Raw genomic sequence first — 13,471 nt, 5'->3', positions numbered from 1 at the left:
ACTTGCCTCCCTCTAAACCTTTGAGTACAGATTAATTGACATAAGCTAAACTGGCAAGCGGCTGTAGCCCAGATAATTTGCCGCATTGCCAGCCCTGGACGTCCAGTATAGACTAAAAATTGCACACATATGAAGGAGCAAGACAGCGCCCTTTGGCAGATGGAAGAAGCCGAACCTATAGACCTTAAAGCCCTCATTCGTAAATACCTGCGCTACTGGCATTGGTTTGCTATTGGCCTCATCTTTAGTGTAGGCGCGGCCTTTCTGTATCTCCGCTACACTACCCCCGAATACAATATCAGTGGCACCATACTTATTAAAGATGATGAAAAAGGACCCAGTTTCTCTAGCGAGGAGCTGTTTGCCGAACTGGATATTTTTCAGACCTCCAAAAACCTGGAAAATGAGATAGAAATACTGCGCTCCAAAAGCCTGATGCAAAGGGTGCTGGGCGAACTGGGCCTGCAAACCTCTTATTTTGTGAAAGGCCGTATACGGGATGTAGAAGTGTATGGGAAAAATGCTCCGGTAAAAGCAATTATCAGCCAACTGGACTCTTCCGCTTATGAGAAAAGCATTGTTATACGGACCAGAGGAAATAATTTTGAACTGGAGGAAGAGGATGAAGCCGGCAATATCAATGTCTTCCCTTATAAGCTAGGGCAGCAGGTAGAGCGCCCCTATGCTACCTTTACCCTGGTAGGCCAGCCCAATATGCTGGAAGAGAAGGAAATCATCATACAGTTTCATGACTTACGCATACTGGCAAGGGACTATGTGGAGAAACTATCGGTGAACCCGGTAAATAAAGATGCCAGTGTGCTACAGTTAAGTATGGTAGATGCAGTACCTTCTAAAGCGGAAGATATACTGGGCCGCTTAATAGAAGTCTATAATAGGGAAGCGGTAGAGGATAAGAACCAGATGGCGGCCAATACCATTTCCTTTATAGATGAGAGGCTCAGCTACCTCACCACTGAGCTATCGGATGTAGAAAAGGATGTAGAGCTTTACAAGCGCAGAAATGAGCTGACCAACGTAAGCTCAGAAGCGGAGCTTTACCTGGAGCAGGCCAGTGAATACAATAAGCAGATTGCCGAACTGAGTATACAAATAGACGTACTTAGCTCTATAGAAAGCTATATTGTTAATGAAGAGAATGAATTTGAACTGGTGCCCAGTAGCCTGAGTATAGAAGATGCCACCCTGCTGGGGCTGATTACCAAATTTAATGAGCTGCTCCTGGAAAGAGTCAAAATCTTACGCAATACCCAGCCTAACCACCCTATGGTACAGTCTATAGATGAGCAACTGGCCAATCTGCGAATTAATATAGAAGAGAACCTTAAGAACATACGCCGGGGGCTGGAGATTACCCTCAAAAATTTACAAGCCAATTCGGGCCGCTTTGAGTCCCGCATACGTCAGGTGCCCCTGATGGAGCGGGAGCTACTGGAAATTAACCGCCAGCAGAGCATCAAGCAGGAGCTTTACCTCTTTTTGCTACAAAAGCGGGAAGAAGCTGCCCTCTCCCAGGCTTCTACTATCGCTAATTCTCGCACCATTGACCCTCCTCAGGCAGATGAGATTCCAGTCAATCCTAAGAAGAAAATTGTGTTGTTAATTGCCTTGATGTTAGGTATAGGATTTCCTTTTAGTATAGTTTATGTCAAAGAAATGCTGAATGATAAGGTAAGTGAGCAGAGAGATGTAGAAAAAATTACGGCTACCCCTATACTGGGTGAGGTGATGCATAGTGAGGTAAAAGATGCCTTGGTGGTAGCGGAAGACAAGCATGCCCCCATTACCGAGATGTTTCGCCTGATACGGGCCAATCTGCACTTTGCTACCCTGGGTAAAGAAAATAAGGTGATACTGATTACCTCCAGCCGCTCGGGAGAGGGAAAGACCTTTTTTAGTATTAACCTGGGGGCCAGCCTGGCGCTCTCTGGCAAAAAGGTGATCATCCTCAGTTTTGACCTGCGCAAACCCCGCCTGATGCAAGACTTAAGGCTGAAAAACAATCTGGGCATTAGCAATTATCTGGTGAGTGAAGATTTGAGTGTAGATAGCCTGGTACAGGCAGTACCCGAAGTACCTGGTTTGTATGCCCTGGGCTCCGGCCCTATACCCCCAAATCCGGCAGAACTGATGATGGGCGTAAAGGTACAGCGTCTTATAGATACCCTCAAAAAGCAGTATGACCATATTATTTTGGACAGCCCTCCGGTAGGGCAGGTAGCCGATGCTTTTAACCTGGCCCCCTATATAGACTCTACCCTTTATATCGTACGCTATAATTATACCTTCAAAGAGCAATTAGTAATTGCGGAGGATATCTACCAGCAAAAGAAACTCAACCATCCGATGTTGGTATTGAATGATGCCAAAAAGAGAAATGGTAGTACTTATGGCTATGGGTACGGCTATGGGTACGGACACAATGGAAATTACAAAAATTACAATAAAAGTGTTTTAGCAAGGTAATATAACACTGAAGTGATGCTAGATAAGTTTTTTTGCTCCTCCGGAATACTGGAAAAATATGGATGAATAGGAAAGACTGAGATTATTGGAACAGGTAAGAACTTTATGTCTAGAAAAGAAAATAATAATATATCAGGTCGAAATAGACAAAGGGAACTTATCTATTTGACCTAATACATTTTCATGCTTAACCTAGCTTAGTCCAACTAAAGATTGAAAAAAGTAACAATTAATAAGTATAGTTTAACATTATATAATTGCTTTCAAGCCTCAAATTAATTTTACCTAAAGTAAAAAATAGCTCTTTTTTCAAATCATCTACTCTGACGTCAGCTGTTAGAGGAGGCGGGATGTTTGTTAATTTACTGTTAACTATATTTATAAGCAAGCTTATAAGTGCTGAAGGATTGGGTTTAATAAATCTATCCAATCAGATTATTAATATTATAATCATGATAGTATTGTTAGGCTTTCAAACAGTAATTGTAAAAGAAACAGCCATAGCAAAAAGCAGGAGTAACCTAAATAGAATTCATAGTGTAATTTATTCATGTATAGTAACAACATTTCCTTTAGTTATAGGCTTTTATGTTTTACGCTATTTTTTTGGTGATAATGTATTAGGTTATTTTTTCGATGATAGTTTAATTTCTCCATTTAATATTATTTCTTCTGCAATTGTATTTCAGATTTTTTCGAGGATTTTTTCTTCTGTTCTTAATGGTGTTGGCAAAGTATGGCAAAGTAGTTTGGTTGACGAAAGTTTAAACTTGCTAATTGTTTTAGTCTTAATAGGTATCCTCTATACCTCAAAAGCCACAATAAACATCGTAACAATAGCAGCTTGCTATTTAATATCTAGGATAATAGTTTTTATAGTAATTTATATCTATTGGAGGTTTGGTAATGAAGAGTATAGTACGAAGGGGTCACTATCAAAAAAATATGTAGGGGGTAGTTTGTTAAAAGCAGGGCTACCTCTTTTGTTTGTTCAAGCTACTCACAATATAGCAAATAGTATAGATACAATAATGATAGGAGGATACTTAACTCCCAAAGATGTAGGAATATATTCTATTGCCTACAAACTAGCATTTGTGTCCTCCTTTATTTTGCAGATTACCAATGCTGTTTTGGCTCCCCGTATAGCATCTATGTATGCCAATGACCAAATACCCGCTATGCAGAAGATGATTAGTAAAGTTAATATAGGCCTATTTATTGCCGGAGCAGGTAGCTTTTTAGTATTGGTATTAGCCGGTAAATTTATGTTACGAATTTGGGGGAGTGAGTTTGATGATGGATATATTCCATTACTTATCTTAGGAGTAGGTCAATTTATTAATGTTATCACAGGATGTGTAGGACTAATCATTACTTTATGTGGGCAAGAAAAAGCCTGGGGAGTGATGACTCTAATTTCTGCCATTGCTAATACATTACTTAATATTTTGTTAATTAATTTTTTAGGCATAATTGGCGCTGCTCTAGCCACAGCAACAACTATGGCTTTGTTAAATATTTTTGGTGTTTATTTTGTGAAAAAACGAGTTGGTGTTAGCACAATGTTTTTTTTAAATAGAAAAAAATGAAGGCGTTAGTAGTTCATATAGGCTATCCAAAAACTGCCACCACATCTATCCAGCTAAATCTTTTAGCTGCATTGCATAGTGCAGGTAAAATAGAATACCTTAATCATTTAAATAAAGAGTCGGACTATTTAGGTCCTTTTTATTGCAGAAATGTTCTGAATTATGTTATGAGTGGTGAGTATACTATGGATGTAGAAAAAGAATTAAATGAATTAAAGAAAATAGATTCTGATATTAGTGTCGTCTCTAATGAGAATATCTCTTTTTTTTGCGAAAATTTTTCCTGGGCATATAGTAGTGGAAAAGCCGTTGACAATGTTCAAAGACTGAAGGAGGTTTTTAAAGATATTTTTGATGAGGTTAAAATTTTAATGACATTGAGATGTCAATTAACTATGATCCCATCTTTTTATACACAACAATATTTTTCTATCATTGGTGAGCAACCCAAATTTAAGGACTATGGAAACTGGATAACCGAAAACTTTGGGAATGAAAGGTCTCTGGAAAATCTTATCTTTAATTATGCAGAAATGTATAAGGCTTACAAGGATTCATTTGGTGCTGAAAATGTATATGTATTATTGTTTGAGGATCTAAAAAAAGATAAAAGAACTAGCTATGGGTTGTTGGGCCAAGTTTTTAATGTGTCCATAGAATTTGTATATAACACTATGGTTAATGCCTCACAAAACATATCTAAGAAAGGTAAGGAAAGTCTATATGTAGACAATCCAACTCTGGAAAAAGTAATTAAGAATAATGTAAAGTTAACTTTGAAAAAAATTCTCCCTGAGGATACTATTGTAACAGTAGGTAGATTATTTAAAAAATTGATACCGGTATCACTATTAAATAAACAGATTAATAAGAAGGTTGAAGTAAGGGCCTTAACTGCAGAAGAGATGTTATATCTTCAAAGTAGGTTTTGTGACTCTAACAAAAAACTGGCTGATGAATTGTCATTGGATAGTAAGAAACTAAAAGAATATGGTTATATATTAAGTTAGTTATGAAATTTAAGGATATACTAATTAGAGGTTTAAAAAAAGGATACAGACTTGTTATCAGGAAACAATTTTTAAATCCTATATGCGATTTGGATCGTCAATCATCCAATAACAAAATTTATGATTTATTGATATCCGATAAACCATGTATGATATCAAGATTTGGAACTACCGAAATAAACGCAATAAACAATTATTTAACAGTTAGTTCTAAAGACCCATTCTTCAAAAAATATGTGAGATACATAACTGATAAAACGCACACACCTTGGTGGAGTACATCTCATTTCAAATATATGAGTATGTATTCAGGTATTTTTCCACCATCTCAAGAAACTGCAGAAAAATTTTCAGAACGTTATTTACATGACATTCCTGAAATTGACTTACTAGGGTGTCATCAATATTACGAAAAGTATATGCCTCTTAGGGATGATGTTTTAAAAGTACAGCTAGAGATGTTATACCCTTTTTTTGTAAACCAACCTTGGACAAGGGTGCTAAAAAAGAAAAAGGTTTTGGTAGTACATCCTTTTGACCGCTCAATTCAAAGTCAGTATAGGAAAAGAGAAAAGTTGTTTCAAGATAAGAACGTCTTACCAGATTTTGAGTTAATAACTTTACGTGCAGTGCAATCAATTGCTGATAGTAAAGTTCCTTTTGAAAATTGGTTTGACGCCCTGAAGTATATGGAAAACCTAATAGAAAAGATTGATTTTGATATTTGCCTTTTAGGGTGTGGAGCTTACGGATTGCCTTTAGCTGCCCATGTGAAAAGAATAGGCAAGAAAGCAGTTCATATTGGTGGAGGTCTTCAATTATTATTTGGTATAAAAGGGAAAAGGTGGGAAGAACAGTATGATGAAGTCTTACATTATCGTCCAGGAGAAAATATAGCAGTTAATTATAAAACATTATTTAATAAAAATTGGGAATACCCAGATTCAAGTGAACGACCCCAAAAAGCAATTAATGTAGAGGGGGCTTGTTATTGGTAATTTTATTAGTAACTGAAGTTACACAAAGAAAAACATATAGTTTGTAAAAATAGAATTACAATTGGTGGAATAAAGACATCTTCTTGGTTAGAGGAAAATAACCACTTATTACGTGAAATAGATGCTTTACTAGCATATATAAATAATAAAGATGTAAAATGTTAAAAACGATTAAGTTTACGGAATTCATACTTTTAATAGTTGTGTTTTCCGTGACACCAGCCATATTTCTGTTTTTTTTTCCAGATAGGATTGTAGGAATTAGTTTGATTCAGTTAGTATTACTGTTTTTAGTCGCCTTTATATTTTTATCTGAAAGAAAGGATTTTTTCTTGTCTTTTTTTAAACAAAATCACAGGGCAATAAATATTTTTTATTTACTCAATTTGATAACAATTGCTAGAGGTTTTTGGATAGCAAAAACATCAGATGATTTAAAAATATTAATGTATTCAGGCATGTTAGATATGGTGCTTTTTCCATTTATAATAATCATGTCGTCTAAAAGAGAATATTGGGTGTTTTTTTTCAAATTTTATTGGAAATACGGGTTACTTCTAGCGTTAGTATTGTTAATTCCGATTAATCGTCATTTGAATATCTACGACTTTGCTCATTATTCTGCACCTATTTATGTATTTATTTTATTGATACCCTTTGTCCAAAAAAAGTATAAAATACTAATAATTGTTATTTCTATTTTATCTTTTTTTAGTGATCTAGAAGTACGATCCAATCTCATTAATATTTTAGTGTCCTATCTTATTATGTTTTCTTTTTATTTTCCCAGGCTATCATTAGCCAAATGGTGGATAGCAAGTCTTAGATTTATATTTATTTTTTCTCCTCCTCTATTTTTAGTATTAGCATTAACAACTTCTTTCAATGTTTTTAAAATTAGTAGTTACCTCAACTTAAGTTCCGAACAGAAAAAAATTGCGGTTGATTCTCGAACAGGTATATATACTGATGTATTGGCTTCATTAGATAAAAATGACGCTAGTTTGTATGGGTTAGGTGCGTACGGTAGAACAGAAACTTTTTTAACGGAGTTAGAAAATCGTAACTTTGATGAAAAATATAAAGGGGGAAGACCTGGAACTGAATCTGGAATGCTCAATTTTTATCAGTATTCAGGATTAATAGGAGTTATTATTTATTATAGTCTTTTTGTTTTAGGATCTTATAAACTCATTTACCAGTCAAAAAATTGGTTTTGTATAATGTTAGGATGCTGGCTAGCATTCAAAGGATTGTTTTCTTTTATCGAGGATAGAATAGTGTTTAATCCTAACATTTTGTTTTTGTTCATAGTGATAGGCCTTGCATTTAATATTAACTTAAAATCAATGTCTAATATAGAATTATATCAAAAAATCAAGTTTATATTTAAATAATGAACTCAATTAGCGACAATGCCGCGAACAAGTGATCTTTACAAAGATAGGATAAGTGCTTATATAAAAAGAGTGTATAAGTATTCTGTGATCAAGTTACAAACAAAAGAAAGGTAAATTGCTGAAGTATTAAAATAAAAAATTGCTGAGCTAAGTACAGCTCTTACTTGGTATATACCAAATTTTGTTTAGTAAACAGAGAGACCTTTGCTCGTTTACAGGCTAGTTATATACTTAACTAAGTGCAACTTGATTAATAAAAAAACGAACTTCAGGCTTATAAGGGCAAAAAATTACTTTGTTTAAATCAAATAGATTTTTCCGAAAACATGGACAAAATCGCTATACTTTTGACTTGTTTTAATCGTAAAGATAAAACCCTGACATGTTTAAATGCATTGTATCAGTTTGATTTGAATTTTGATGTTTTTTTAGTTGATGATGGTTCTACAGATGGTACTTCTGATGCTATAAAGAAACGATTTCCTAAGGTGAATATTATATCTGGGAGTGGTAATTTGTTTTGGAGTAGAGGAATGCGATTGGCTTGGGAAGTTGCGTCAAAGCATAATTATACTTTTTATATATGGTTAAATGATGATGTTTTTCTTTATCCAAATGCATTTAGAGAATTACTAGAATGTTCAAAAATTCAAAATGATAGAGCTATTATTTCAGGTATAATAGAGTCTGAGTCAGGAGAAGTTTTATATGGAGGATTTAGTGAAAACAGAGAAATTATTAGTGCAAATAATGAGCTGAATCCAATTCGGAGTTTAAACGGAAATGCTGTCCTTGTTCCTCAATTTGTATTTGATAGAATTGGGTTATTTGATAATGTGTTTCACCATGATTTAGGAGATGTAGACTATGGACTTAGAGCTTTAAGTAATGGGATAAAAGTATTATCAACAAGGGTTGCTATAGCTCAAGGTGAAAAAAATCTCATATGTAGAGAAAGGTTGAATAATTCCACCTTATCCCAGAGGCTTAAAAAGTTATACTCTCCCTTAGGTAGTAATCCTAATATCAATTTTTATTTCAGAAAAAAACATAAATCTGTACTGAATGCCATTGCCTATTATTTGTTTCAACATTTTTTAAATATTATTCCAGATTCACTGAACAAAATATTATTCAAAAACAAATATCAATCAATTATCCCATGAAAATTCTCACAATAGTTCCCTCTTATAAACCTGCCTATATCTATGGAGGACCTATTGAATCGGTAGCTCGATTATGTGAGGGATTGGTAAGTTCGGGTAATGTAGTGGATGTGTTTACTACCACAGCCAATGGAAATAAAGAATTAGAGGTTAAACCAGGATCTACTGTAAATGTAGATGGTGTGAGTGTAACTTATTTTAGGAGGATTACTAAAGATCATACTCATATTTCACCAGCACTATGGAAATCTTTGAATAATAATGTTAAGAAGTATGATATAGTGCATATTCACTCCTGGTGGAACATCTTAGTAATGGTGGCAGCATGGATATGCCACCAAAGTGGAGTTAAGGTAATTATATCTCCCAGAGGGATGTTAAGTGCCTACATTATCAATACTACCCATAGTATTCCAAAGAAAATTCTACATAAGTCATTCGGAAGAAAGGCTTTAGCTAAAGCAGTTTTTCATGCTACAGCTGTTTCTGAAAAGAATGAGTGTGAGGGTCTGATTCCCAATTGGAAGGGCTTTCTACTGCCCAACATACTTAACTTGCCCGAAAGTATTATCATAAAACCAGATAATGAGACTTTTACGCTGGTTTTTTTGTCGCGTATACATCCAAAAAAAGGGATAGAGCTTTTACTGGAGGCAGTAGCACAGTGTAAGTTACCCTTAAAGTTAGAAATTGCGGGCTCTGGAGAACAAACCTATATATCAGAACTTCAGGCCAAGACTGCTATTTTAGGGATAGAAGAAAAGGTAGATTGGATTGGCTGGAAAAACTATGAGGAAAAATTTGATGTGCTCATGCAGGCAGACCTCTTTGTGTTGACTTCTTATAATGAAAATTTTGCAAATGTAGTAATAGAGGCGCTGCATGTGGGAACGCCAGTGCTTATTTCTGAACAAGTTGGTTTAGCCTCTTTTGTACAGGAGAATAATTTAGGGTGGGTAAGTGCATTAAAGGTATCAGCTATTAAAGCTGCGATTGAAGAAGCTTACTGGGATAAAGAAAAAAGGGCATACATAAATATACACGCTAAGGACACTATACATAAAAATTTCTCTCAGGAAGTCCTGATTAAAGAGTATGAGAATAACTATAGATCCTTAATGGCTTAAAAGTACCTAATAATATGAATTCGCTTAGCATTATCATCCTAACCTATAATGAAGAGAAGCATATAGAGCGCTGTATACGTAACTTACAGCGTATTAGCTCTCAAATCTATATAGTAGATAGCTACTCTAGCGATAGAACCTGTGAAATTGCTGAAGCTTTGGGCGCAGCAGTGTATCAGAACCCATGGACTAATCATGCTACGCAGTTTAACTGGGCGCTAGAGCAACTCCCTATCAATACCGAATGGACTATGCGTATGGATTGCGATGAGTATCTGACTGAAGAGCTTATTGCAGAAATTAATGAGAGCTTGCCTGTAACTAATGCAGCTACCGGAGGCTTTATCATTAAAAGGAGGGTGTATTTTATGAATCGTTGGATAAAGCATGGAGGCTGGTATCCTCATCGTTTGCTCAGAATATGGCGTACGGGTAAAGCTAAGGTAGAAGAACGCTGGATGGATGAACATGTAGTGCTGGAGGAGGGTGAGCTGGAAAGTATGACATATGATATGGTAGATCATAACCTGAACGACCTGAGCTGGTGGATTACTAAGCATAACAATTACGCCAGCCGCGAGCTTAAAGATTTGATTAACATACAGCAGAAGACAACTTCTGCACAGAATGTGGAGGTTACTCTAAGGGGCGAGCAGTACTCCCGTAAGCGCTGGCTTAAGGAAAAGGTATACAGTAAAATTCCTCTCTTTGTCAGGCCTTTCTTCTACTTCTTTTATCGTTACTTTTTATTATTAGGCTTTCTGGATGGTATGCCAGGCTTAATGTGGCATTTTCTGCAGGGGTGCTGGTATCGCTTTTTGGTAGATGCCAAGATGTATGAATTAAAGCATATACAACATAATCATACCTCTGTTGAGGTACAGGACGAGTCTGTACTTAGTAAATCTACAGTCTGAAAGCGCTATTTTATCTTATACTTTAATCATAGCAGCGATGTCTTTTGTACTTAAAAGAACCTTATGGATAATATGCTGTCTGTGCCCTGTTTTTCTTAAGGCACAGTTTCTGGATTCTCTTCAGCTACAAATAGGTACTAACTTTACGCTGGCGCAAAAAGATTATCAACCTCTATGGTTGGTTGCTAATAGGTATGCAACTATTAGTGAAGAAAAAACAGATGTAAGCAGCTATCTGTATTTTTCTAATCAGCATATATTCAATTCTTCTGGAAAGTATATCAAGGCAAAGCCTTATCTGGCTTTAGATTATGGTATGGCAGTGTATAACAATGCACATTTCAAAATCAATATCGTGCAGCAGGCCTATATGCGCTTTAGTTATGGGAAGTGGGCTTTGCGTGCCGGGCGGTATGAGCAAAGCATTGGCGAGGTACATCAGGAACTTTCCAGTGGCTCATTAGGCATAAGCCAGAATGCCTTGCCTATTCCCAAGATTAGTATTGCCAATTCCGATTATGTAGAGGTTCCATTTACTAATGGCTGGCTACAGTTTAAAGGTGTGTTTAGCCACGGGTGGATGGGAAAAGAAAGACAAATGCAGCGTGCTTTTCTACATGAGAAGGCATTGCACCTGAGGGTAGGTAAAAATAAGCTGATGCTTTATGGAGGAGTACAGCACTATGGAATATGGGGAGGCATAGAAAGTGACACTTTTAAAATGGATAGATCATTCCAGGGCTTTATGAATGTAGTACTGGTTAAAGAAGCGGATGATGGAAGTGTGCATAGGTTTCACCCTGATATAAGACCAAATAGGGCAGGCATGCAAAGAGGTTCGGTAGATGGAGGGGTACTCTATGAAGGGGAGTATTTTCTATTTCACTTTTATACCCAGACTCCTATAGAAACGGGTACCAGCATTACCTTCAGAAACATAGATAGATTAGTAGGTATATCATTAGATAATAAAAACAGAACAGGTGTTATACAGTCAGTCCTCTTAGAGTTTTTGTATACCAAGCAGATGAGTAATTTTAAGGGGGCTAAAGAACCTTATCATTATTATGTCAATGGAGTATACCAGACTGGTTGGGAGTATATGCAACAGGTAATTGGCTCTCCTCTGATTATCAACCGAACACGAGCCAGTAAGTACTTTGAAGAAATTGAAGCACCGCAATGGAACCCTGAAGTGCAGTATCCTATGAACTATAATATGCCCGGTAATAGAGTAGTTGCCGCTCATCTAGGTTTGCTGGCAAGTCCGTTTCCTAAACTCAAGACAAAGACTTTGCTAAGCTTTGCTCGCTATTATCCGAATAAGGATAGTCAGGATATTTTAGCTCCTCATAAGAACCAAGGCTATGCGTTGCAGCAATTAACTTATCAGGCAGGTCCTATGCTTACCATGAATGCTGATGTAGGTATAGACTGGGGGGATTTGTCCAGGAATACAGGGCTCATGCTGGGCTTGGTCTGGCATATTCGTCCTTATATAATTTCAGACATTTCAAAAAGAAAATAGCTTAAAGCTTATGCGTACCCTTCTTATAGATCAGGAAATAGTTTATCAACAACCGGACAAATTTCAACTCCCGCCAAATTTTAGAGGTAAGTCCGGCGTGCTGGTACAAGTCTGGTGGCTGGTACAAAACCTTTTGTTTAAACCTTCTCCCCAGTTTATGTATGGCTGGCGAAGGTGGTTGCTTCGTTCTTTAAGAGTTAAAGAAGAATAGGTAGTATTTTCAGAACTTATTATCCGTACACCATGCTTTGAAGGGTATATAAGAGATTGTAGCTAGGAATAGGAGCAGGAATGGTTTTGTATTGATTCAATTTAAATATACATTATTATGAGAATTAGAGTTATCCTATTCTTAATATTATTGATTTGTGCTTTTGAGATTGGTTTAAGGTTCGTTGGATTCCGCAACGCTCCACTATATTATGCAAGTGATCAATATGAGTATATGTATGTTCCTGATCAAAACAGAGTGCGTTTTGGAAATCATATTTTAGTAAATGAGCATTCAATGCGAAGTGCTCCTCTGAGCCAAAGGGATAGTGTAAGAATTTTACTTATAGGAGACTCTGTAATTGATGGTGGAGTTATGACAACACATGATAGCTTGGCAGCAAGTATCTTGGAAAGTAAACTTTCTGATCAGTTTCACCAACCAATACGTGTACTTAATCTGGCAGCAAAATCATGGGGTCCTGATAATGCTGCTGCATTTATTAACAAGTATGGAAACTTTGGAGCCTCATTGATTTGCCTGATATTTAGTAGCCACGATGCTTACGATAATATGACTTTTGAACCAGTGGTAGGTATTAGCCCAGACCATCCAAAACAGCAATATGCATTAGCGATAGTCGAGTTGTTTGATAGATATTTGATTCCACGATATGTGGATCCTATTTTTAATACAAAGAAGAAGAGGCAGTTATCAAATGAAACTGATGAATCTAAGCCATTCAATACAGGATGGAAGTTCTTTATAGACTATTGTAAGCAACATAATATAGAGCTTTTGGTATATCTACATGCGGAACGAGGAGAACTTATGCAAACAAAGTATATTAACGATACTATTATCCATTTACTAGATAAATACGATATACCCTATATATTAGAACTTAATACTGGTCTTGAAGAGAAATTCTATGATGATAACATACATTTTAACGAGCTTGGACAAAAGCATATTGCTAATATCTTATACCCAGAGTTAGCAAAAAGAGTAACATTTTTTTACTCTAGTAACTAA

The 13,471-nt window shown here is 36.1% G+C and carries 11 protein-coding genes; all 11 read left to right on the top strand.

From position 1 onward, the window contains the following. Positions 1-129 precede the first annotated feature (129 nt). On the top strand, positions 130-2,487 hold the full coding sequence (locus tag PZB74_RS04230; protein ID WP_302241052.1) for a GumC family protein: 2,358 nt from the start codon (positions 130-132) through the stop codon (positions 2,485-2,487). 257 nt (positions 2,488-2,744) lie between these two features. Beyond that, positions 2,745-4,079 carry a lipopolysaccharide biosynthesis protein gene (locus PZB74_RS04225; protein ID WP_302241051.1) on the top strand — a complete coding sequence of 445 codons (1,335 nt, stop codon included), beginning with the start codon at positions 2,745-2,747 and terminating at the stop codon, positions 4,077-4,079. Continuing rightward, positions 4,076-5,089: a hypothetical protein gene (locus tag PZB74_RS04220; protein WP_302241050.1), complete on the top strand. Its 1,014-nt coding sequence runs from the start codon at positions 4,076-4,078 to the stop codon at positions 5,087-5,089. The genes PZB74_RS04225 and PZB74_RS04220 overlap by 4 nt, the downstream gene beginning before the upstream one ends. Before the next feature lie 2 nt (positions 5,090-5,091). Continuing rightward, positions 5,092-6,087: a hypothetical protein gene (locus tag PZB74_RS04215; RefSeq protein WP_302241048.1), complete on the top strand. Its 996-nt coding sequence runs from the start codon at positions 5,092-5,094 to the stop codon at positions 6,085-6,087. Positions 6,088-6,245: 158 nt separating this feature from the next. After that, entirely contained in the window at positions 6,246-7,484 is a 1,239-nt protein-coding gene (locus tag PZB74_RS04210; RefSeq protein WP_302241047.1) for a hypothetical protein, read from the top strand. Between the two features lie 329 nt (positions 7,485-7,813). Further along, positions 7,814-8,653: a glycosyltransferase family 2 protein gene (locus PZB74_RS04205; RefSeq protein ID WP_302241044.1), complete on the top strand. Its 840-nt coding sequence runs from the start codon at positions 7,814-7,816 to the stop codon at positions 8,651-8,653. Continuing rightward, complete coding sequence (locus PZB74_RS04200; RefSeq protein WP_302241043.1) at positions 8,650-9,780, top strand: XrtY-associated glycosyltransferase XYAG1; 1,131 nt, start codon at positions 8,650-8,652, stop codon at positions 9,778-9,780. Before PZB74_RS04205 ends, PZB74_RS04200 begins: the two co-directional genes overlap by 4 nt. Positions 9,781-9,794: 14 nt before the next feature. Next, entirely contained in the window at positions 9,795-10,697 is a 903-nt protein-coding gene (locus PZB74_RS04195; protein ID WP_302241040.1) for a glycosyltransferase family 2 protein, read from the top strand. 37 nt (positions 10,698-10,734) lie between these two features. Next, positions 10,735-12,225: a capsule assembly Wzi family protein gene (locus PZB74_RS04190; protein WP_302241039.1), complete on the top strand. Its 1,491-nt coding sequence runs from the start codon at positions 10,735-10,737 to the stop codon at positions 12,223-12,225. A 10-nt stretch (positions 12,226-12,235) separates the two neighbouring features. Continuing rightward, entirely contained in the window at positions 12,236-12,436 is a 201-nt protein-coding gene (locus tag PZB74_RS04185) for an LbetaH domain-containing protein (protein ID WP_302241038.1), read from the top strand. A gap of 117 nt (positions 12,437-12,553) precedes the next feature. Further along, a complete protein-coding gene (locus PZB74_RS04180; protein WP_302241037.1) occupies positions 12,554-13,471 on the top strand; it encodes an SGNH/GDSL hydrolase family protein in 918 nt (305 codons plus the stop codon).

Source organism: Porifericola rhodea (assembly GCF_030506305.1).
Lineage (GTDB): Bacteria > Bacteroidota > Bacteroidia > Cytophagales > Cyclobacteriaceae > Catalinimonas > Catalinimonas rhodea.
This window is presented reverse-complemented; position numbering and strand designations above follow the sequence as displayed.